Raw genomic sequence first — 21,449 nt, 5'->3', positions numbered from 1 at the left:
TTTAATTTAAATTATAGTTTAGCTAGAAATTGTGAGAATACCATTAATCCTTCAGGCCAAGGTCCATGTCCTGATTCGCTATTGATGTGGCCTGATTCTCCAGCATCAATTAATAGAGCTCCCCAATGAGTGGCAATATCTTCAGATTTCTCGAAGGATGAGAATGGATCGTTTTGGCTGGCAATTATAAGAGTAGGAAAGGGTAAACGCTCTTTGGGATAGGGGCCGAATGTCATCAGATGTTTAGGGCGAATGCGGGGATTTTCAACATCAGGTGGTGCAACAAAAAAAGCCCCCTTTATCTTTTTATGAATGCGTGGCAAGGCCTGTATAACGGTAGGGATGCCAAGAGAATGGGCAACCAGAACAACCGGTTTATCAGCCGCCGCCACGCTTTTTTCAACATTGGCAATCCAATCGGACAAAACGGGCTTTGACCATTCTGCCTGATTGACGCGTGTCGCGGTGCTGAGACGATTCTCCCACCTTGTTTGCCAATGTTCCGGTCCTGCACCTTTATAACCTGGTACAATAAGAATAGAGGCTTGATTGGCTTTCATGGTTGTATCCATTTGTTTTGTCAATTGTAGTCAATCGGAAGACAATCCGTATATATAACGGCTTATTATCGAAACAATCGCGATGCTATATATAGAAGGTATTCTTAATCCAGCGAGGCATAAAATGGAATACACGGCTTTTGCTCAAAAGGCACCTATTTATATTGATCATGTTGGTTTGCGCTCCAGTAATGCGCAACGTCTTGCTTCTTTTTATCAATGGTTGTTAGGGTTGGTTGAAATAGGGCGCCAAAATCAGACGATCCAGTTAGGTGTAGCCGATCGGCTATTATTGGAAATTGAGCAGTTTGATCATGCGCGTCAAGATAATCCGCGTGAGGCCGGATTATTCCATATCGCTTTTCTTCTACCTTCCCGCGCTGACCTTGCACGGTTTTTCCGTCATGTTCTCATGATAAATGCGCCTATAACGGGGGCGTCTGATCATGATGTGAGCGAAGCGATCTATTTTCAGGATATTGATGGTAATGGTGTCGAGGTTTATTCGGATCGTCCTGAAAATGGCTGGCAATGGCAACAAGGGCTTGTAAAAATGGGTACAAGGCCGCTTGATCATGTTTCTTTGTTAAAAGAGACAGGACGCCAGGGGAATATATGGCAAGGAGCGCCAGAGAATACGGTAATTGGACATGTTCATCTACGGGTTGGGCTTCCAGCTCAGGCGCAGTTATGGTGGCATGATATGCTAGGATTTGATGCGGTTCAACATTATGGCGACCAAGCTGTTTTTCTTTCGACAGGCGGTTATCATCATCATGTTGCATGTAATAGTTGGACGAGCTTCGGAGCCGGAATGCGCGCGAATGATCGAGCAGGTCTTTCTTTTGTTTCCTTGTGCAGCCAAAAGAGGGATGTCGGTGTTTTTCTTGATCCTTGGGGAAATGAAATACGTTTGACAGCCTAGAGTTTTATCCCGCACGTAATAATTTGATCGCATCATCACGCCGGAAAAGATAAAGGAGCAATCGTAAGGCTTGTCCACGCTCTGACTGAAGATTTGCATCTTGTTCAAGGATCAGACGGGCATCTTGGCGGGCAATTGGCAAAAGATCGGCGTGGGTTTCTATATCGGCAAGGCTAAAACCTGGCACGCCTGATTGACGTGTTCCCAGCAATTCACCTTCTCCTCGTAATTTGAGGTCTTCTTCTGCAATTCTGAAACCATCTTCGGTTTCGCGTATAATATTAAGGCGTGCTTGTGCTGTTATGCTAAGCGGGGCCTTATACAGAAGAATGCATGACGAAGCTTTGTCACCGCGCCCGACACGACCGCGTAACTGATGCAATTGTGCTAATCCGAAGCGTTCGGCATGTTCAATAATGATGATTGAGGCATCGGTAACATCGATGCCGACCTCAATAACCGTTGTGGCGACAAGTAGACGTGTTTTGCCGGCTTTAAAGCTCTCCATCGCCATATCTTTTTCAGTTCCTGACATCTTGCCGTGAACAAGTCCTATTCTGTCGCCAAAAATTTGGGTTAGGCTTTCAAAGCGTTGCGTGACAGCTGTCAGATCGGAGACTTCAGATTCTTCAACAAGTGGGCAAACCCAATAAATTTTATCTCCATGATCAAGGGCGACAGCTATACGTGCAATCAATTCCTCAAGGCGCTCAATGGGCATGGTTGCTGTTTTAATGGGTTGGCGTCCGGCGGGTTTTTCTTCAAGCCTTGAAATATCCATGTCACCGAAAGCTGTCAGAACAAGTGTGCGCGGAATAGGGGTCGCTGTCATGACAAGCATATTGGGCATATGCCCTTTGGCTGTGAGTTGTAGGCGCTGATGTACGCCAAAGCGGTGCTGCTCGTCGATGATTGCCAAAGCAAGGTCGTGATAGACCACCTTGTCCTGTATCAGGGCATGGGTGCCGATTATGATATGGGTTGTCCCGTCAGCGATATAATCCAGAATGGCTTGTCGATCGCGTCCTTTTTCACGTCCGGTTAATAGGGCGACATTGAGGCCGATTTTTTCAGCTAATGGCTTTATGGTGGCGAAGTGTTGGCGAGCCAGCACTTCTGTTGGGGCCATGAGAACGGATTGTGTATTGCTTTCTGCTGCTTGTGCCATAGCCATGAATGCAACAACGGTTTTACCCGATCCGACATCGCCTTGTAGTAGCCTCAACATACGTTCATCTGACGCAAGATCGGCAGAAATATCGGCAATAGCTTGTTTCTGACTTTTGGTAAGGGGGAATGGCAATATTTGCAAAAGGCGATTGGTTAGTCTTGCTTGGGCAGGCAAAGGGCGCCCTGTAAGGCGGCGTGTTTTAAGTCTGACAAGGCCGAGTGCCAGTTGTCCCGCCAGAAATTCGTCATAGGCAAGACGTTGCCTGACGGGACTATTGGCCACGATGATAGAGGGATCATCTGGGTGATGGACGGATTTGAGCGCTTCGCTATAGGATGGAAACATGTGTGCTGACAGGACACTTGGTTCTATCCATTCAGGTAAAGTCGGAATATGTGAGGTGGCTTCGCTAATGGCGCGTTGCAGGGTTTTGGATGAGAGACCGGCCGTTAAGGGATAGACAGGCTCAATAAGAGGCAATGTGTCGGCCTGTGCGAGCGTTGCCATATGGTCGGGATGGATCATTGATGCACGGCCGTTGAACCATTCTACTTTGCCTGAGACGACTACTTTTTCACCAACGGGTAGCTGGCGTTCCAACCAAGAGCGTTGGGCATGAAAGAAAACGAGCGTTATTTCCCCCGTGTTATCATGTGCCAGTACACGATATGGCACCTGCCTTTTGCCCGACGGTGACGGCTGGTGATGGTCAATGACGATTTCGATGGTCGCAATTGTTCCTTCTTGCGCGTAGGCAATGCCGGGCCGATTGCGGCGGTCAATAACGGAATGCGGCATTAGATGGAGAAGATCAATCAGCCGTGGTTCCGTTTGTAGGGGGTCGGTTTCCAGAAGCTTTGCCAATAATGCACAAACCTTAGGGCCAATGCCGGTCAAGGTGCGTACAGATCGGAATAAGGGGTCGAGCAAGGATGGTCGCATAAATTGAATTTAATCAAGTCTGTGAAAAAGAAAAGAGGCTATAATAAAGGCCGTCTGTTGATGTGAGCAAGAAGGGCGGATAAATAAACCGAAAAAGGGGAGTCTGAATATGGATCAAGAACTTTTATTGATGCTCTTGGCAGGGCTTGTCAATAATTTGATTATCGGTTTTCTTGCAATTCTCATTGCTGTCGTTGTTGGTTTTGGCTTGGCGATGATGCGTGTTTCGCAAGATAAGGGATTCAATCTTATTGCTTTCGTTCTAATTAAATTTTTTATCGGGCTGCCACCATCATTTATGATTGTGATAATCTATTTTGGGGTGTGGCAATTATTGGATATCAAATTTGTGTCATCGCTGATTTTGATTGGTGTTATCATTGGGATAGCTATGGCCGGTTATATGGCTGATATTCTCTATGTTTCCATTCGTTCATGGCAAACAGGTCTATATAAGACACGAGCCTTTAGTCTTGGTTTTAAGCAAGGGTTTCCTCTTCTTGTTAATCAGGCGATCATGATCTTGCACCTGACCATGCTTTGTTCGGTCGTTGGTATTAAGGATGTTTTTGTTTCTGCAACTCTTTATAGTAGCTATACTTTTCAATCCGTAGAGGCTTTCGGTTTGGCAATATTGATTTGGCTCATATTGATTTTTATTTTGCAGTCATGCGCTGGCATTTTTTCTAGAAACTTTGCGAAAGAAATTCGTACTTTAAGAGAAAATAATGGCTGATCAGGCTGGAAAACCGAGCTGGAAAAGCAGATAGGCAAAAATACTGACAAGTACAGTTATAATCAGGCTGCGGCTTAATAGTCCTGCAATAATCGAAGCTAATGTTGCCAGTAAAGCAATCGAGATTCCAAAATTTGTCTGCTGGGGGCGCGCAATAAGATCGGCAATAATGATGGCAGATAGGATAGCGCCTGGAATAAAGGAGAGCCAGTCACGAAAAATAGCAGGAAAGGGACGGTGTGCCAAAAATAGAACCGGTGCCGCGCGGATGACGGCGGTAACAATTGCCGAAGTAACAAGCGCCCAGAAAACAGTATTATGATCCATAGGCGCCTCGTCGCATTTTTTGAAGGCAGACAAGGCCGACAGTGGCGGCCAGTATTGTTGCTGCAATTGTTGAAAGATTGCTGCCGATAAGACTATCTGTGAAAATCACACAGAGGGCACTGACAATGATAACGATGATTTCGATCAAGCGTGTCCGGCTTGTTTGCCAGTTGAGGATCAATAAGCCGACAAACATACCGACTAGGCTGAAACTTAACCCGTCCTTCAACCAATCAGGTAACGCTGTTGCTAATAATGCCCCGATTATATTGGCAAATATCCAGTTAAGCCAAGCGACAAGGTTGAGGCCCAAAAGCCAGAAATAGGGAATCTGGTTGTTATGTCTTTTGGCATATTGTGCAGCAACACCGAATGTCTCATCGGTCATTAGAAGACTGCCGACAAGTTTTTCGATTAATGTCGACTTTTTAAAGTAGGGAGCCATATAGGTGTTGATTAGAAGATAGCGAAGATTGATGAAGGCGACCGACAAGGCCACTTCCATAATCCCTGCACCTTTTGCAAGGAGTGCAAAAAAAAGAAATTGTGCGGAACCGGCATAAAGAAAGATGGCGAGAAAGGTGATGTGCCAAAAAGAAAATCCCGTTGCTGCAGCAATAGCCCCGCAAGCAAAGCCAACAGCCCAATAACTTGCCAATGTTGGAACACAGGCAACAAACCCTTGTTTGAACAATAGGCTTTTCGATGGAGAGGCGTTATCAGACATCGCTTTTACTGTATTGGATTGTCTATGATTGTATATACGTCGAATAAATCATCACGACTATAAAAATGCAATTATATTGTTGATCCGGTTTTAAAAGAAAAACGTTCTGCCCCGTTGAACCTGCTGCGGATGGCGGTTATACCTCAGTTATATTTCAGGAGTTTTTCATGACCGGTTCCAAACTTACTACTGATATGCTTGATATACGTAAACGTAAGGTCGTCTTTAGAGCATGGCATCGTGGCATCCGCGAGATGGATCTGGTTTTGGGACAATATGTTGATGCTCATATCAGTACCATGAATGATGATGAACTTGATGTTCTGGAGTTCATCATGTCATTCGAGGATCGTGACTTACTAACTTGGGTTACTGGTGAAGTTGCTATGCCGAAGAGCATTGATATACCAATGTTCCATGACATTCTGGCTTATCGTACCCGCATGGATTTCAACACTTAAAGATGACTGTTTTTTCTAAGTGGAATATTGCTTTTGAGCAAAAGGGGCCATTGATTGTTGATAATGTGGTGGAAGGTTTTGAACCTTTTGCCTTATCGCGACTGGCTGAGAGCCTTGATCCACAGGGCCCTGTCATCTATGTTGCGTCGGACGGGCAGCAATTGGATGATTTCGAACAGGCATTAAAGTTTATCCGTCCTGATTTGCCGGTTATCCAGTTTCCCGGATGGGACTGTCTACCTTATGACCGCGTTTCGCCCGGTGCTGCAGTTTTGGCTAAAAGACTGGCAGCTCTTTCCGCTATGCAGGTTCTTTGTGAAAAACCGCATGGTGCGATCATCTTAACAACCGCGAATGCGGTTTTACAAAAAGTTCCACCTTTTGATGCCTTGAAAGCGCAGTTGTTTCATGCCCGTTGTGGGCAGGCATTCGGAATGGATCTGATGGTCCACCATCTGGAGCGGAATGGGTTCGAGCGGGTGGCAACAGTTCGTGAGAAAGGTGAGTTTGCCGTACGTGGTGGCATTTTGGATTTGTTCGCGGCAGGTGAAGAGCTCCCGTTACGATTGGACTTTTTTGGCAATACATTGGAGACAATCCGCCGCTTTGATCCTGCAAGCCAACGCACACAAGCTAGTATCGATTCCTTTACGCTTCAGCCAATGAGCGAGGTGACGATTACAGAATCTGTTATTAGCCAATTTCGTCGCCAATATATCCAAATGTTTGGTGCGGCAGAACGTCAAGACGCTCTTTATGAATCAATTTCCCAAGGTCGGCGTTTTTCCGGCATGGAGCATTGGCTGCCTCTTTTCTATGACCATCTGGACACGCTTTTTGATTATGCCAAGGGGGCACCGGTGATTTTCAACCATCTGGTGCAGGATGCATTACAAGCGCGTCATCGTCTTATTCTTGATTATTATGAAGCGCGCAAAGAGCGTGAAAATCAAAAGGGCAATGATTCAGCTCCTTATCATCCACTCGCCCCTGAAGCACTTTATTTGGCGCCTGAAGTGATCAATGAAATGATCGGGCAAAAATGTATTGAGATTACGCCGTTTAGACAGCCACCAAGTACAGAACGTCGGATTGTTCATCTGGATATTCATAAGGGACCGGATTTTGTCGAAGCGCGGACATCGGAAGATGTCAATTTGTTTGAAACTGTCGTTGAGTATCTTGCTGATTTGCGTTCACAGGGCAAGAAAACCTTGTTGGCTGGATGGAGTGAAGGTTCGCTTGACCGGTTGATACAGGTCTTAAAAGAGCATGGGCTCGAAAAATTCGAGTTTAGTGAAAATCTGAATGCCGTTGAAAATGCGGCTGATGGCCAGATATGTGCTGCCGTTTTGAATATCGAACATGGTTTTATCTGTGACGATCTGGTTGTTATCGGCGAACAAGATATTCTGGGTGATAGGCTTATTCGCCATGCCAAGAAACGCAAACGCCAAAGCGATTTTATCAGTGAGGTATCATCTCTTAATGCCGGTGATATCGTTGTCCATGTTGAGCATGGTATCGGTCGCTTTATCGGTTTGAAAACAATTACGGCAGCGGGGGCACCACACGACTGTTTGGAGCTTCATTACGCTGGTGATGACCGATTGTTCTTGCCTGTCGAGAATATTGAGCTGCTTTCGCGTTATGGGGCGGAAGGCAGTGATGCCATTCTTGATAAATTGGGCGGAGTTGCATGGCAGGCACGTAAAGCGCGTTTGAAAAAAAGACTGTTGGAAATTGCTGATGGTCTTATCAAGATTGCGGCTGAGAGGGCCATGCATGGTGCCCCGGTATTGATGCCACCTGAAGGTGCCTATGACGAGTTTGTTGCCCGCTTTCCTTATGATGAAACAGAGGATCAGTTGCGTGCCATTGATGCTACATTGGATGATCTTGGGGCTGGGCGGCCAATGGATCGTTTGATTTGTGGCGATGTCGGTTTTGGCAAGACGGAAGTGGCCATTCGTGCTGCTTTTGTTGCCGCAATGAACGGTTATCAGGTTGCCGTTGTGGTGCCGACGACCTTATTATCTCGTCAGCATTACAAAAATTTTGTTGAGCGATTTCAAGGCATGCCATTGAAAATTGGGCATGCATCACGTCTTGTCGGTACAAAAGAGCTGGCCGCTGTCAAACAGGGCGTTGCTGAAGGAAAGATTGATATCGTCATCGGAACGCATGCTTTGTTGGGCAGTAGTATTGATTTTGCCAATCTCGGATTACTGATTATTGACGAAGAACAACATTTTGGTGTTAAACATAAAGAGCGGCTAAAAGAGTTGAAAAGCGATATTCATGTACTCACCCTTTCAGCCACACCTATTCCGCGCACATTGCAATTGGCTTTGACGGGCGTACGCGAGTTGTCTTTGATCGCAACGCCGCCGGTTGATCGCATGGCTGTGCGTACCTTTGTTTCTCCCTTTGACCCATTGATTGTGCGCGAGACTCTGCTTCGCGAGCATTATCGAGGTGGACAGAGTTTCTATGTCTGTCCACGTATTTCTGACATGGGGCAGGTGCAGGAATTTTTACAAACTCATGTGCCTGAGCTTAAAGTGGTTGCAGCGCATGGGCAAATGGCTCCCGGACAGCTCGATGATATTATGAATGCTTTTTACGATGGCCAGTATGATGTTTTGTTGTCGACATCTATTGTTGAGTCGGGATTGGATATTCCCACTGCCAATACATTGCTAGTACATCGAGCTGATATGTTCGGTTTGGCGGCACTTTATCAACTGCGTGGTCGTGTAGGACGTTCAAAACAACGCGCATATGCCCTGTTTACATTGCCGGTCGGCAAAGCACTGACCCCCAGTGCAGACAGGCGCCTCAAGGTTTTGCAATCTCTTGATACACTTGGAGCCGGATTCCAGCTGGCAAGTCATGATATGGATATTCGTGGGGCGGGTAATCTTCTGGGAGAAGAACAGTCTGGCCATATCAAGGAAGTCGGTTTTGAGCTTTATCAACAGATGCTTGAGGAGGCTGTTGCCGAGTTGCGCGGTCAGGTCAATGTGGAAGATAGTCAATGGTCGCCGCAAATCCAGCTTGGAACCGCTGTTCTTATTCCTGAAAATTATGTCAGCGACCTTGGTTTGCGGCTACAGTTGTATCGTCGCCTTGCTGATCTTGAGACACCTCAAGACATTGATGCTTTCGGTGCGGAAATGATCGACCGTTTTGGTGCGATGCCGATCGAGGTCCAGCACTTGCTTAAGGTTGTCTTTATCAAAACCTTGTGTCGACGTGCCAATGTGGAAAAACTTGACGTTGGACCTAAAGGTGCTGTTATTCAATTGCGTCATAACAATTTTGCCAATCCCACAGCTTTGGTCAAATGGATTGCCGAGCAAGGGGGGATGGCTAAAATACGTGCGGACCAGTCTATTGTTATTATTCGTGATTGGCCGAAAGCTGAACAGCGCCTTAATGGTGCTGCCAGTCTTATGGCCCAGCTGGCAAAATTTGTCGATAATGCTGCTGGTTAGAGATGGAATAATGAAAAAGTTTTTCTGATTATCTTTATTGTTGTTTTGATTGTTTTCGGCATTGCAGGCTTTCTAGCCTATGAGGGATTTCAGGAAAAAACGGGTAAAAGCGATGTTACTCTTGTACTGGGAACCACGGTCTATCCAGATGGGCAAATGTCCTCTTTTTTAAAGGGGCGTGTTGATCAGGCACTGGAAGAATACCAAAAGGGAAATTTTTCACTGATTTTAGTTAGTGGTGGCTTAGGTATAGAAGGGCATGACGAAGCGCGAGTTATGGCTGATTATCTTATTGCCAATGGTGTGCCGCCATCCGTTGTTATTGTTGACAGTGCGGGTATCAATACAAAGGCCAGCGCTGTTAATCTCAAAGCTATCATGGAGGCGCGGCATTTAAAAACAGTCACAATCATCAGCCAGTTTTTCCATATTCCACGCATTCGGTTGGCACTTCAGTGCGAAGGTGTTGCGGCTCCCTTTTCATCCTATAGTCGGGTATTCAATATTCGTGATCTTTATTCAACTTTGCGCGAAGTGCCAGCATATGCCCTTTATTGGTGGCGGTGTGCGGTCTAATTTACCGGTCTTCAGATGTGGCGGGTTCAAAGCCGTCAGCGATTTGCTGGATTGCATCAGCTAGTACATCAACGGGTTGTGCACCCATAACAACAAATTTTCGATCCATAATAAAGCATGGCACACCACGGACGCCAATCTGGTGGGCAATAGCACAATCTTTAATGATTGTATCTTTGTCGATATCGGTTTCTAGCAATTTTTCAATAATGTGGGCATGCATGCCGACAGCTTTTGCACTATCACTTAAAATACGATTCTCCGCAATGTTCTGGCCTTTTTCGAAATAGCGTGAAAAGAGCTCCTTGACGATTTTGCCTTGTGTTTCTTTTTTATCCTGGCTGGCCCAATAGATAAGACGATGGGCATCCAGTGAGTTGGGGGCTGTTTGGATTGATTCAAAATCAAACTCTATTTCTTCTTCAAGCCCCAATTCAATTAAGGTGCGCTCATCGGCATCAACCGAATCTTTGCTGCCTTTTATATCACGCATATGTTGCTGGTAGGGTTTGCCGGTGATTGGCATTTGTGGGTTAAGCTGAAAAGGTTTCCAGTTTACTATGATATCTAGATGATCAAGTAGATGGATGGCCTTTGTCAAGCGTTGACGCCCTATATAGCACCATGGGCAGACAATATCTGAAATGACATCAATTGAAATGATTTTGTCGGACACGCTATGCCCTCCTTAAGGGGTTTGATTGTCACGCCACCAGCTCGGCAGCCAGAAGCCATAGGCGGAGGTATATTGTGGATGGTGTATGTAAGACCAACGGGCAACATACTGGTCGGGAAGATAATAAAGCGGGATGAAATAGTTACCTGAGATCAGTAAACGGTCTAATGCATGCACGGCAGCAATAAAATCTTCCTGCGAGCGTGCATTGCGCATGGCATCAATCATGGCATCAATTGCAGGATCATGGGCACCACTATAATTGAAGCTTCCTTCTATATCTCGCGAGATACTAGCAAATCGGTTGATCTGTTCATTGCCCGGTGAGAGACTTGCACTCAATTTGCCAACAATCATATCATAATCGAAGGAACTTAACCGGTTTTGGTATTGCGTATCATCGACAGTACGGACGGTGACAGCAATGCCAAGGTACTGCAGTCTACGCTGGAAGGCGAGGGCGACCTTTTCTTCATCTGTTGTCTGGGTCATGATTTCAAACTGAAAGGGTTTGCCATCAGGTAGATATGTTATGCCACCACGACGGATAAAACCTTTAGAAGTCAGAAGTTTCCATGCCTGATTGAGTTGGTGACGGTCCATGCCCGAGGCATCTGTTTTCGGGGCATGCCATGTTCCATTCATTACTTCGGCTGAAACCCTGCCGGGAAATGGAGATAGCAGACTTTTTTCACGTTGTGATGCAGCTATACCGATCGATGAAAGCGGGGATCCCGCCCAAAAGCCTTCGATGCGTTTATAGCTGTTATTGAAGAGGTTTCTATTGGTCCATTCAAAGTCAAAAACCAGTGCAAGGGCCTGTCGAACAGTGGGGTCGGCAAAAAAAGTCCGCCTTGTGTTGAATACGAATCCTACCATATTGGCTGGTGTCGTTTTGTTGAAATGCTCTTTAATTACACGGCCATCCTGTACGGCAGGAAAGTTGTAACCAATGCGCCAACGATTGGGGTTTTCTTCAATGAAAACATCAAGGAGGCCTTTTTTAAAGGCCTCAAATCGTGCATTGTCATTACGGTAATATTCTATGGTGACAGTCTCAAAATTGTTAAGGCCTCGATTGACTGCGAGATCAGCCCCCCAATAATCGGGGTTGCGTTTGTATACGATACGTTGGCCCGGTTTGACTGTCGCTATCGTATAAGGCCCTGTACCAGAAATGACAGTGAGGCCATTTTGCTCAAATTTTTCTACATCAATGGCATGTTGTGGCAGGACTGGAATGAGTGAGAGTAAAATCAGCGGAAATTCTCTATCCTTTGATCTATTAAAGGTGAATTTGATTGAATGTGCATCAAGTTTTTCAATTGTATTGATGCGTTGGATGTATTGGTTAAATGGAGGACGCCCTTTGTTTTTTAAAAGATCAAAGGAAAAAATAATGTCATCGGCGGTAACCGGCAGTCCGTCAGAAAAGCGGGCCTTGGGATCCAGCCAGATGATCATTTCACTGCGTTCATCGTTAAGCTGGTAACGTTGTGCTATCAGCGGATAGAGGGTGAATGGCTCATCGCGGGAGCGGGTCATCAAGGATTCAAAAACCATATTACCGAATTGCTGGTCGCCAAAAAGCCCGCGCGCTGTCGTGCGCACACTGGTTATGACAAATGGATTTAGTCCGTCAAATGTACCGACAACGCCATAGCTGATTTTCCCATTGCGTGGTGCATTAGGGTTCACATAGGGAAAGTGGGAAAAATCAATACTTTCTTTAGGGCTGCCATGCATGGCCAGACCTGTTGAGTTGCTTTGTGCCAGTGTTGTTCCGCAACAGCATGCTAAAAAGCAAAAAAATGCGGCTGCAAACCATCGGGATGAATATCGGGGCATGATTTGGATATGATTCAAAAAGATTCTCGTTGTGTTTAGTGATGATTCGCTAGTGATGATACTATCAGTTTTAGGGGTTGGTTTTAAATGCAAGTTTTTAAACGGTTGCCGTTTGTCTTATGCAATTTGCCTCTCTATCTCTTCAACCTGTCGTGATTTGTGGTGCAAACCTCAAGTTACAGGCTTAAAATCACTTATAGGGACTGGATTTTCTCTTGCATCTTATGTTAATGCGCGAAGCGAGGGTCATTCTGTTGCCTTAATTATATGGCAAGAATCTGGCTCAATTGGTTACTATATTTTGTGCATCGAAAGGAATCACCTGATCATGTCCCATAAAAAGACATTTGCTGCCGTTTTGACATTGGCTGGGGCCATGGCCGTTTACGGTTCTTCTTATACTCCGGCCGCTGCTCAGGGCATGCCGCAAGGCTGGTTCAAAGTATGCAGCAAACAACAAGACGTTGATGTTTGTAATACACTGAATAATGTTGTTTCAGAAACTGGTCAGCCTTTGACAATCGTTAATTTGATTGAATTTAAAGGCAAGGAAAACCAGAAACGTCTGCGTATTACTGTACCGACTGGCCGTTTGATCCAGGAAGGCGTACATGTTCAAATTGGCGACGCGCCAGCTGCCAAGGTCAATTATGTTTTCTGCTTTGGGCCAACTTGCGTTGCCGATGCACAGCTTGATGACAAGACAATTGAAGCGATGAAAAAAGGTCAGAAACTGACAGTTACATCGGTTAATTTTCAAGGTAGTGTAAATCCCATCGAGATTTCGCTGACGGGCTTCACTCAGGCCTTTACCGGTCCGGGCATGCAAGAAAAGGATTTTCAGGCTGAGCAGGAAAAATTGCAAAATGCAGTTCAGGCCAAGCAAAAAGAAATCGAAGACCGTATGAAAGCTGAACAGGAAAAAGCCAAATCCGGCAATTGATGGTTATTCTGATTTAATAAAAGGCCCCTGATGGGGCCTTTTTATTTTGTAGGTAAAACAGGCTTCCCTATGCTCGGTATTCTATCACTTGTTGTTCCGTTTTTTGGCATGATTGCCATTGGTGCCTGTTGTCAGCGTTTTTTTAAATTACCACCTGTTGCCGCGGGCTGGATGAATATTTTTATTCTTTATGTCGCGCTACCTTGTCTGTTTTTTAAATTACTTTCCAAAACACCTGTTGACCAGTTGACGCATTGGCACTTTTTCTTAACCACGACATCAGCAACATTGATTGTTTTTTTGCTGATGTTTGCCATTGCTATGCTGTGCACACATAAAGATGTTTCATCCAGTACAATTGCAGGACTTGCCGCATCTTATGGTAATGTTGGTTTCTTAGGCCCTCCTATTGCTCTGGCGGCATTTGGGCCGGACGTTGCTGTTCCAGTCGCTTTAGTTTTTTGTTTTGATAATGCGTTGTTGTTTACACTGACGCCGGTGATGATGGAAATTGCAGGAAAAGAAAAGAAATCACCGATGATGATGGTTCGCGGTATTGTTTCTGGAATTATTTTCCATCCTTTTATTGTCGCAACACTGGTTAGTCTTTTTTTTGCATTGAGTGGCATGGAATTGCCGACTCCGTTTGAGAAGCTTGTCAGCAGTTTTGCCGATGCTGCAGGACCGTGTGCTTTGTTTATTATGGGGGTATCAATTGCTTCTCGACCGATTAAACGCATTCCAAGCGAAATCGGTTTTATCCTGATTATAAAATTGATGCTCCATCCAACGCTTGTTTATATCGGTTTGCATTTGGTTGACGGGTTTCCACCTCAATGGGTGTTTCCGGCTGTGTTGATGGCGTCATTGCCGACAGCAAGCAATGTTTTTGTTTTGGCTCAGCAATATGGAATCTGGTCGGAAAGAGCGTCGGCAGCCATTCTCATTTCCACTATTGTATCAATGCTGACACTCTCGGTATTGCTTTATTTGATGCAGAATGGATTGATTTAGGTTTTAAGTTTTAGCTTGCCCAAGGGCAAAGCTGCAATGATATTCCGTAATCCATTTCCTGGTGTCATGCCTTCTCGCATAAAGAAATTACGTAATGGCGGTAGTTGGCGCAAGACTTCAAGACCAAGGCTGCGTACCAGCTGGGCCGGTAAGAAATCAGACAAAAGCGTACGATTTAGGGCGTCAACCGAGCCTGTACGCACCCATATATCTGGACGTCTTATTCGATTGTAGTGCTGGATGACGGTATCACTTCCAGGATCTGTCGGGTCACGCATTACGGATTCAACAATATTAATTGCATCGCGAACACCAAGATTGAGGCCTTGTGCACCAATTGGTGGGAAAACATGGGCGGCCTCGCCAACAAGAAGCGTCCGGCGTGCACCAAATTGCTTAGGCACAATACCTGAAAGAGGCCATGCTTGCGGCGTTGTATTTACTTTTATTGTACCAAGCATGGAATGCATTTGTGTTTCAATAGCTTGCGCCAAGGCATTGGGTCCGAGTGCCAAAAGTTGGGCGGCATGTTGCGGGTTACATACCCATACAAGGCTTGATTGGTAGGAATTGGGCAGGGGGACCTGTGTAAAGGGGCCTTCTTCCGTATGAAACTCGGTTGAAATATTTTGATGTGGAAGAGTATGGGAAAAACTCAATATCACAGCAGTTTGTGGATATTGCCATGTCCGGATGTCAATAGAAGCCGCTTTGCGCGCCATTGAGTGGCGTCCGTCGGCTGCAATCAAAAGTTTGCTTTTGATGATCCTGTCGTCAACAAGCTTGATTTCAATATTGTTTTCTTGATGATGGATATGGCTGACAGTGGCATGAATTCGTGTAATGAGGGCATTGGCCTTAACATGTTTTTCAAGTGCTGCATTAAGAGATTCGTTTGGCATGTTGTAACCAAAGGCTTTTTCGTTAATTTCGCTCGCACGAAAAGAGACTGTCGGGCTACGAATTAACCGATTTGTGCCATCAATAATACGCATGGTGCTTAATGCTGCGGCATGATTTGAAAGTTCATCCCAGACATTTATATTTTTCAATACCTCAATAGCAGGCATCATCAAGGCCGTTGTGCGCAGGTCGTTGCCACTTGTCAAAGGGCCTATAAGTTGGCTTGCTATTCCTTTTTGAGCAAGACAAAGCGCGGTGATCATACCAGCGGGGCCTGCGCCACTAATGCTAATTGGATTTTGTGGTTTGTTTGATTGTTGTGGTTTCGAAGTCATGGTACGGCCTTTGAATAATTCCATTACACTATAATGCCTTTTGATGATTAAAGTCACAGGAAATCAGCATATGAGAATTGTTTTTTCGCTGATTTTACGGCATAGACCATAAAATAGTATGCCTCGATTGACGTGATGGTAGGTTCAGTGAAGCAAAAAATAGGCGGTACACTCAAACGTCAGGCCGGGCGTTTAACTAAAAAAAAGGTTACAATGCCGCAGGCGCGGGCCTTTTCGGTGCATCTTTTAACGGCATCTGGGTCATTTCTAGCTTTTTTGTCTTTGGTCGCTGCTGCGGAAGGCCGTTGGACCGCTACTTTCTGGTGGCTCGGACTTGCGCTTTTTGTGGATGGTATTGATGGACCGATTGCTCGGCGCCTTCAGGTCAAGGAAGTTTTGCCGACATGGTCGGGGGAGCTTCTCGATAATATTATCGATTATGTCACTTATGTGCTTATTCCGGCTTTTGCTTTGTATCAGAACAAGATGATGGATCGCGAATTATCATTTGTATGCGGTGCATTGATCGTTGTGTCCAGTGCAATTTATTATGCTGATACAGGTATGAAAACCAAAGAAAACTTCTTCAAAGGCTTTCCTGTCGTCTGGAATATAGTGGTGTTTTCTCTTTTTATCATCAAGCCGAATGAATGGATTGTTTTTTCTGTGGTATTTCTCTCTGCCGTTCTGTCATTTTTTCCGGTTCACTTTTTGCATCCTGTACGGGTTAAAAGATTGCGTTTCATCAATTTACCGATATTTTTGGTATGGTGTGCTTTTGGTGTCGTTGGTTTGGTTTGTGCCATGGAGCCGCCCGAATGGGCTAAGATTGGGTTGGCTGTAAGCGGGCTTTATGTTTATTTCATTGGTGCGTTCATGCAGCTTTTTCCAAAACTCGGTAGCCGGCAAGAATCTTGAGCAGATACGACATAGACCTTTGTGAGGTCTTGAAAAGACGGAGTTGAAAATGCAGGTGGATTTTGGCGGTGATGACGATGTTCTGTTTTTTCAAGAAGGCAAAGCCGGTATTATCAGACTAAACAGACCGCGTGCATTGAACGCGTTAAGTCATAAGATGGTCAATGCCATGAGCCGGGCACTTTATGCATGGGAAACTGATGATACGGTCTGTTGTGTTCTTGTCGAGGCTGAAGGTAAAGCTTTTTGTGCCGGTGGTGATGTAGTCTCTGTTTATCATGCTGGTAAAAATAATTGTCCGTCCGATGATTATATGGCCGATGAATACCGCCTCAATGAATATATTTCACGTTATACCAAGCCCTATGTCGCTTTCATGAACGGTTATGTCATGGGGGGCGGTGTTGGTATATCACTGCATGGTTCGCATCGTATTGTAACGCCGAATACCAAGTTGGCTATGCCGGAAGCGACAATCGGTTATTTTGCCGATGTAGGGTCTGTTTATTATCTTTCGCGGATGAGTGACAATTTGGGGCTTTACTGCGCATTGACATCGGCTCGAATCGGTTGGGGAGATTGTTTGCAGACCGGACTTGGAACCCACGCAATCCATGAAGAAGATTATCCGACTTTACGCCAGTCTATTATCGATAATGGCGAGCCGCGTACAATACTTGAGCAAATTGCTGTTGAAGTTGATTATGAGACCAAGGCTGAACAGCGTGCTGTGATCAACCAGTTTTTCAGTGGGGCAAGTCTTGAACAGATTGCTTCAGCGCTTGCAGAAAAGGCAAATGCTGGCAATGCATTAGCTGTACGCATTTATGAAGATTTTTTGCGTCGTTCGCCCACCAGTCAGAAAGTCATATTCCGGCAATTTGCTGAATATCGTCCTTTGAGTCTTAAAGACTGTTTGCGTCTCGACTATCGGTTGGCTTATCATCTAATGCGCGGACATGACCTTTATGAGGGATTACGCGCACAGTTGATTGATAAGGATTATAAACCGGTATGGATGCCTGCAACGTTGGCTGAAGTCTCGTCCGAGGCAGTCGATGCGATTTTTCAGCCTCTTGATAAAGAACTGGAGCTATAATGGGTGATAGTTTGCATCAGTTGAAGGAAAGCCGCCTTATTGTCGGTTATCGTTTTTATCTGCGTGCAGTTTCTCTTTTTTGCCTGTTTTGTGCCAGTATCTATTGGGTGCGGCTGGTTGGTTATTATCCCGGAGATTTATGGCGCTTTGAAACCATGCCGGTTGAATGGAGAACATTGAGTGTGTGTCTTGCTGTTATCTATCCTGTTGCTGCGTGTGGCCTCTGGATGGCATCGCGTTGGGGAACGTTGTTATGGATATGCGCCGCTTGTGCGGAAAGTCTTGCTATGACGGTGTATGCATCAATTTTTGAGTGGGTGCCACGTACTGCATTTATTCATATTGTTTCTTTACTGATTTTTGTTGTGTTTCGTCTTGTGATTTTTATTTCATCCCGTAAAACAACAGAAATGACAACAGCTTATTGAGTGTCGTCATAATTAGGCCGTGAAAAATATTTAACTTCAGGCATGATAGATATTTCTGTTTTAGTTTTTTTTAAACACGATGGTGTTTAACTGAAGTATCGATTTTATAGATAGATTGAATGTAATCAAAATGGGTTTCAAAAAGCAAATTATGTCCAAAAGGGATACATTATTATCACGGCGCTACTTTTTAGGCGCTTCATTGGCCGCATCACTAGCCGGCATTGCAAATGTTGGGCATGCACAGCGCTCTCGTGGGCAATGGGATGACCAGTTTGATGCTCAGGCGACAGGTGGTAATAGTGTAGCTTCCAATCAGCCTGTTTTGAGCCTTGCAACGGTTGCCTATCTTCAACAGGCAATCGTCCAGTATCAGCAGATCGTTAGTGATGGTGGCTGGAATAATGTGCCTGCATCACAAGCACCATTGCGTTTGGGGGGCAGTGATCAGAGCGTCATTGCTTTGCGTCGTCGTTTGGCTATATCGGGCGATCTTGCCCGTGAGGCTGGTATTTCAGCTTCTTTTGATACTTATGTAGAGGCCGCTGTCAAACGTTTCCAGACTCGACATGGCTTACCAGCGGATGGTGTTGTTGGAATGACAACCTTGAAGGCTCTCAATGTTAGTGCACCGGTTCGGCTCAATCAGTTAAATACCAATCTTGGGCGTTTGACGCCGAAGGCAGAACAGACATCACAAGAGCATCGCTTTGTAATGGTCAATGTGCCGGCAGCGCAGATCGAGGCTGTTGAGGATGGTGTTGTCGTCCAGCGTCACACCGCTGTTGTAGGCAAGATTGATCGTCAGACTCCTATTCTTGATTCCAAGATTAGCCAGATCATTCTTAATCCATTCTGGACGGTGCCGAAATCAATCATTCGCAAGGATATTATTCCGCTTATGCAAAAGAAGCCATCCTATCTGGCTGATAATAATATCCATCTTTTTAACGCCAAGGGCGAAGAAGTATCTCCGGAAAGTGTTAATTGGTATAGTGATGAGGCTGTGAGCCTAATGTTCCGTCAGGATCCGGGCAAGATTAATGCAATGTCTTCAACGAAAATCAATTTTGCTAATCCTTATGCTGTATATATGCATGATACGCCGCAGCAGACTTTGTTTAACAATCTGATGCGATTTGATTCTTCCGGATGTATACGTGTTCAGAATATTCGTGACCTTAATCAGTGGATTTTGAAGAATACAGATGGATGGGATCGCGCGCGTATGGAGGCCGTAATCAATTCACGTCAAAATACGCCAATTAATATTGCTGACCCGATTCCGTTGCATTTTGTGTATATTTCGGCATGGTCCACCGGCGATGGTGTGGTGCAGTTTCGCGATGACATTTATCATATGGATGGTGCACCAGAGCTTTCTTTAGGGACGGAAACATAAGAGGATTTATCTCCATCTTTAAAAGCCGTTCATGAGAGCGGCTTTTAATTTTAACAACATGGTTACTCATTTCTTATAAAAAGAAATAGATTCGAATCATGTTGGAATAATTTGTGCGACAGGCTTTAAAAATAGGAATGACAATCAAGCATTGGTATAAGCCCGGCATTGTTGTCGTTATGGCTTCGCTATTTTGCGCTTGTCTTGTCTGGATATATTTTCTCCTGCAGCCTTTGTCTTATCGTTCAGATATTGTTTTAATCCGTGAAACGGCTACAGATTTTAGCAATCATTATCCTGATTTTGATGCATTGTTATTGTCACAGAATGTATTAGATGCAACAGCAGTAGAATTGAAAAAAGATACAGGCTTTAATCTAGGTCGTCAGGACATTCGTGAGAAACTTCGTTTTAGAACAGATGGTTCTCATCTTGTTGTTACGGCCCGGGACGAAAATCCACAATTGGTGCAGTCCTTAGCCCGTTCTTATGCCGATGCTTATCGTCGTGCCGCTCAGAATTTTTTTGATCAATATAATCAAATAGATAATGAAAATCTGAGCACGCTTGATCACGATATTACTGAAGCGCGTCGACGGTTACAGCAGATAATGGAAATGCATTTTGATAAACCATCTTCGCGCAAAAACATTGATGATATGCGGCGTGCATCTTTAATGCAAAAGTTGATTGATGCTTTAATTGACAACTATCAGAAAAATGCATTGGCATATGAAATAGATATGACATTGCATCAAGAACGCTCGCTGTTGAACCTATCTTTTATTGCACAAGCACCTTCCATGGTTGTTTTGTTGCAGAGACAATATTCACTTGAAACGCAGATTGCCCATATGCAAAGCCAGCTTGGTGATCAATCACCGCAAATTCGTGCTATGCGTAAGGAGTATGATTCACGTGCACGCCAGATTGAAAAGGAAGCTCTTCGGTTGGCATGGCAATTCAAGAATGATGCGGAAATCAGTGCCTCGGTTGTGAGGAAAATAGAAGAGGAACTGAATAACACGGTATTACCTGTCATAGACTCAAATTCTTTTGAAGATATTGATGATGCGCAAAAGGCGATGTTCGCCGCATTGGATGCAAAGATTTCTTATTTGAGGAAATACGAGAAACCATCATTGGCAACGTTGATGCCACGCCTTATCGGCGATGCAACGTCTCCTCAGGAGGATAGTCCTCTCTATTATCGATGGATAGCAGGGACCTTTATTCTTTTTATTTTGGTTTTTTCTGGCCTTGTTGTTTTCTTTTATTATGATTCTTCACGGTCATCGTTAGCAGATCCAGGAAAAGGCAATCTTCATTCGACGGTGATAAAGAAAAAAATCTCGCGAGAGAAACTTATTAATGAAACAGCAGATTCTATAAAAGGAGCCTATTGTTTCTTTGGTAATGGTGCGGAGGAATTGGCCGCGCAATTGGCGCTCTGTAAAACTAAGAAATTTGATGTTTTGATGGTTGATCTTGGCGGACAGGAAATAAGCCGGTATATTACAAGTCATGTTGGATTGAGTGATGTTCTGGAAAATTTAAGTAGCCTTCATGACGCAATCTATCACGACAAGGAAACTGGTGTTGATATTTTGACAAAAGGTAAGGCTGCTTTAAGTGGTGAATATGATACTGTAAAAGCTGCAGATCATATTGTTTCTGATATTCGTGCGCATTATCAAATTGTTGTTATGAGCTTAAGCGAAGCAACGGCTTTGCCATTACATTCTTTTTTGGATAATGCCCATCTTTATGTTGTAAGCCATGGTGATCAAGATGAAGAAGCACTCTTATGGGCTTCGACCTTGGAAGCCATGGAATATCGACGCTTTACGTTCGTTATGGTTTGAACGCGACTGCGTGTCGCGGTTAATTATGCTATATTTCTTAAAACAGAAACGTTAGAAGATGTGTAACTTATGATTCACGGAGCGGATCTGCTT

At 44.7% G+C, this 21,449-nt stretch carries 19 protein-coding genes; 12 read left to right on the top strand and 7 right to left on the bottom strand.

Annotated elements, in window-relative coordinates:
- Positions 1 to 11 precede the first annotated feature (11 nt).
- A complete protein-coding gene (locus ACYZ97_RS04875) occupies positions 12 to 560 on the bottom strand; it encodes an RBBP9/YdeN family alpha/beta hydrolase (RefSeq protein ID WP_473300348.1) in 549 nt (182 codons plus the stop codon).
- 124 nt (positions 561 to 684) lie between these two features.
- On the opposite strand from ACYZ97_RS04875, the gene ACYZ97_RS04870 reads away from it, so the two are divergent.
- Positions 685 to 1,485, top strand: a complete 801-nt coding sequence (locus ACYZ97_RS04870; RefSeq protein ID WP_473300347.1) for a VOC family protein — start codon at positions 685 to 687, stop codon at positions 1,483 to 1,485.
- 4 nt (positions 1,486 to 1,489) lie between these two features.
- Here ACYZ97_RS04870 and recG read toward each other — a convergent pair whose 3' ends face one another.
- Entirely contained in the window at positions 1,490 to 3,598 is a 2,109-nt protein-coding gene (gene recG / locus ACYZ97_RS04865) for an ATP-dependent DNA helicase RecG (protein WP_473300346.1), read from the bottom strand.
- Positions 3,599 to 3,707: 109 nt separating this feature from the next.
- On the opposite strand from recG, the gene ACYZ97_RS04860 reads away from it, so the two are divergent.
- A complete protein-coding gene (locus ACYZ97_RS04860; RefSeq protein ID WP_473300345.1) occupies positions 3,708 to 4,334 on the top strand; it encodes a hypothetical protein in 627 nt (208 codons plus the stop codon).
- Here the strand turns inward: ACYZ97_RS04860 and ACYZ97_RS04855 are convergent, their stop codons facing one another.
- Positions 4,335 to 4,661 (bottom strand): AzlD domain-containing protein, encoded by a 327-nt coding sequence (locus ACYZ97_RS04855; RefSeq protein ID WP_473300344.1) that lies wholly within the window; start codon positions 4,659 to 4,661, stop codon positions 4,335 to 4,337. It abuts the gene before it with no gap.
- Positions 4,651 to 5,388, bottom strand: coding sequence for an AzlC family ABC transporter permease (locus ACYZ97_RS04850; protein WP_473300343.1), 738 nt, complete (start codon positions 5,386 to 5,388; stop codon positions 4,651 to 4,653). Before ACYZ97_RS04850 ends, ACYZ97_RS04855 begins: the two co-directional genes overlap by 11 nt.
- A 167-nt stretch (positions 5,389 to 5,555) precedes the next feature.
- Here ACYZ97_RS04850 and ACYZ97_RS04845 point away from each other — a divergent pair, with 167 nt between their 5' ends.
- The 3 genes from ACYZ97_RS04845 to ACYZ97_RS04835 are packed head-to-tail and all read left to right on the top strand — an operon-like array spanning position 5,556 to position 9,925.
- Entirely contained in the window at positions 5,556 to 5,849 is a 294-nt protein-coding gene (locus ACYZ97_RS04845; RefSeq protein WP_473300342.1) for an FAD assembly factor SdhE, read from the top strand.
- A 2-nt stretch (positions 5,850 to 5,851) separates the two neighbouring features.
- Entirely contained in the window at positions 5,852 to 9,349 is a 3,498-nt protein-coding gene (mfd, locus tag ACYZ97_RS04840; protein ID WP_473300341.1) for a transcription-repair coupling factor, read from the top strand.
- A 45-nt stretch (positions 9,350 to 9,394) separates the two neighbouring features.
- On the top strand, positions 9,395 to 9,925 hold the full coding sequence (locus ACYZ97_RS04835; RefSeq protein WP_473300340.1) for a SanA/YdcF family protein: 531 nt from the start codon (positions 9,395 to 9,397) through the stop codon (positions 9,923 to 9,925).
- Position 9,926: 1 nt separating this feature from the next.
- Here the strand turns inward: ACYZ97_RS04835 and ACYZ97_RS04830 are convergent, their stop codons facing one another.
- Complete coding sequence (locus tag ACYZ97_RS04830; protein ID WP_473300339.1) at positions 9,927 to 10,601, bottom strand: DsbA family oxidoreductase; 675 nt, start codon at positions 10,599 to 10,601, stop codon at positions 9,927 to 9,929.
- A 12-nt stretch (positions 10,602 to 10,613) separates the two neighbouring features.
- Entirely contained in the window at positions 10,614 to 12,347 is a 1,734-nt protein-coding gene (locus ACYZ97_RS04825; protein WP_473300338.1) for an extracellular solute-binding protein, read from the bottom strand.
- 430 nt (positions 12,348 to 12,777) lie between these two features.
- Between ACYZ97_RS04825 and ACYZ97_RS04820 the strand changes: the two genes are divergently transcribed.
- Together ACYZ97_RS04820 and ACYZ97_RS04815 are read left to right on the top strand one after the other, a co-directional pair.
- Positions 12,778 to 13,392, top strand: coding sequence for an invasion associated locus B family protein (locus ACYZ97_RS04820; protein WP_473300337.1), 615 nt, complete (start codon positions 12,778 to 12,780; stop codon positions 13,390 to 13,392).
- Between the two features lie 69 nt (positions 13,393 to 13,461).
- A complete protein-coding gene (locus ACYZ97_RS04815) occupies positions 13,462 to 14,406 on the top strand; it encodes an AEC family transporter (RefSeq protein WP_473300336.1) in 945 nt (314 codons plus the stop codon).
- Here the strand turns inward: ACYZ97_RS04815 and ACYZ97_RS04810 are convergent.
- A complete protein-coding gene (locus tag ACYZ97_RS04810; RefSeq protein ID WP_473300335.1) occupies positions 14,403 to 15,668 on the bottom strand; it encodes a UbiH/UbiF family hydroxylase in 1,266 nt (421 codons plus the stop codon). The genes ACYZ97_RS04815 and ACYZ97_RS04810 overlap by 4 nt on opposite strands.
- A gap of 111 nt (positions 15,669 to 15,779) precedes the next feature.
- Between ACYZ97_RS04810 and pcsA the strand changes: the two genes are divergently transcribed.
- From pcsA to ACYZ97_RS04785, 5 genes are all read left to right on the top strand, one after another.
- Positions 15,780 to 16,562, top strand: coding sequence for a phosphatidylcholine synthase (gene pcsA, locus ACYZ97_RS04805; RefSeq protein ID WP_473300334.1), 783 nt, complete (start codon positions 15,780 to 15,782; stop codon positions 16,560 to 16,562).
- 49 nt (positions 16,563 to 16,611) lie between these two features.
- Positions 16,612 to 17,661, top strand: a complete 1,050-nt coding sequence (locus ACYZ97_RS04800; RefSeq protein ID WP_473300333.1) for an enoyl-CoA hydratase/isomerase family protein — start codon at positions 16,612 to 16,614, stop codon at positions 17,659 to 17,661.
- Positions 17,661 to 18,089 carry a DUF6163 family protein gene (locus ACYZ97_RS04795; RefSeq protein ID WP_473300332.1) on the top strand — a complete coding sequence of 143 codons (429 nt, stop codon included), beginning with the start codon at positions 17,661 to 17,663 and terminating at the stop codon, positions 18,087 to 18,089. The genes ACYZ97_RS04800 and ACYZ97_RS04795 overlap by 1 nt, the downstream gene beginning before the upstream one ends.
- Before the next feature lie 151 nt (positions 18,090 to 18,240).
- Positions 18,241 to 19,491: a L,D-transpeptidase family protein gene (locus ACYZ97_RS04790; RefSeq protein ID WP_473300331.1), complete on the top strand. Its 1,251-nt coding sequence runs from the start codon at positions 18,241 to 18,243 to the stop codon at positions 19,489 to 19,491.
- A 113-nt stretch (positions 19,492 to 19,604) separates the two neighbouring features.
- Entirely contained in the window at positions 19,605 to 21,356 is a 1,752-nt protein-coding gene (locus tag ACYZ97_RS04785; protein WP_473300330.1) for a hypothetical protein, read from the top strand.
- Positions 21,357 to 21,449: the final 93 nt, after the last annotated feature.

The organism is Bartonella sp. bp_1 (genome assembly GCF_055808085.1).
The sequence above is the reverse complement of the archived record's forward strand: the minus strand, read 5'-3'. Positions and strand labels throughout refer to the sequence as shown.

Coding starts and splice junctions, on each gene's coding strand:
- ACYZ97_RS04850 (WP_473300343.1), bottom strand. CDS start 5,388: ATGTCTGATAACGCCTCTCCATCGAAAAGCCTATTGTTCAAACAAGGG.
- ACYZ97_RS04825 (WP_473300338.1), bottom strand. CDS start 12,347: ATGCATGGCAGCCCTAAAGAAAGTATTGATTTTTCCCACTTTCCCTAT.
- recG (WP_473300346.1), bottom strand. CDS start 3,598: ATGCGACCATCCTTGCTCGACCCCTTATTCCGATCTGTACGCACCTTG.
- pcsA (WP_473300334.1), top strand. CDS start 15,780: ATGGTAGGTTCAGTGAAGCAAAAAATAGGCGGTACACTCAAACGTCAG.
- ACYZ97_RS04860 (WP_473300345.1), top strand. CDS start 3,708: ATGGATCAAGAACTTTTATTGATGCTCTTGGCAGGGCTTGTCAATAAT.
- mfd (WP_473300341.1), top strand. CDS start 5,852: ATGACTGTTTTTTCTAAGTGGAATATTGCTTTTGAGCAAAAGGGGCCA.
- ACYZ97_RS04790 (WP_473300331.1), top strand. CDS start 18,241: ATGTCCAAAAGGGATACATTATTATCACGGCGCTACTTTTTAGGCGCT.
- ACYZ97_RS04810 (WP_473300335.1), bottom strand. CDS start 15,668: ATGGAATTATTCAAAGGCCGTACCATGACTTCGAAACCACAACAATCA.
- ACYZ97_RS04800 (WP_473300333.1), top strand. CDS start 16,612: ATGCAGGTGGATTTTGGCGGTGATGACGATGTTCTGTTTTTTCAAGAA.
- ACYZ97_RS04845 (WP_473300342.1), top strand. CDS start 5,556: ATGACCGGTTCCAAACTTACTACTGATATGCTTGATATACGTAAACGT.
- ACYZ97_RS04870 (WP_473300347.1), top strand. CDS start 685: ATGGAATACACGGCTTTTGCTCAAAAGGCACCTATTTATATTGATCAT.
- ACYZ97_RS04855 (WP_473300344.1), bottom strand. CDS start 4,661: ATGGATCATAATACTGTTTTCTGGGCGCTTGTTACTTCGGCAATTGTT.
- ACYZ97_RS04820 (WP_473300337.1), top strand. CDS start 12,778: ATGTCCCATAAAAAGACATTTGCTGCCGTTTTGACATTGGCTGGGGCC.
- ACYZ97_RS04795 (WP_473300332.1), top strand. CDS start 17,661: ATGGGTGATAGTTTGCATCAGTTGAAGGAAAGCCGCCTTATTGTCGGT.
- ACYZ97_RS04875 (WP_473300348.1), bottom strand. CDS start 560: ATGAAAGCCAATCAAGCCTCTATTCTTATTGTACCAGGTTATAAAGGT.
- ACYZ97_RS04815 (WP_473300336.1), top strand. CDS start 13,462: ATGCTCGGTATTCTATCACTTGTTGTTCCGTTTTTTGGCATGATTGCC.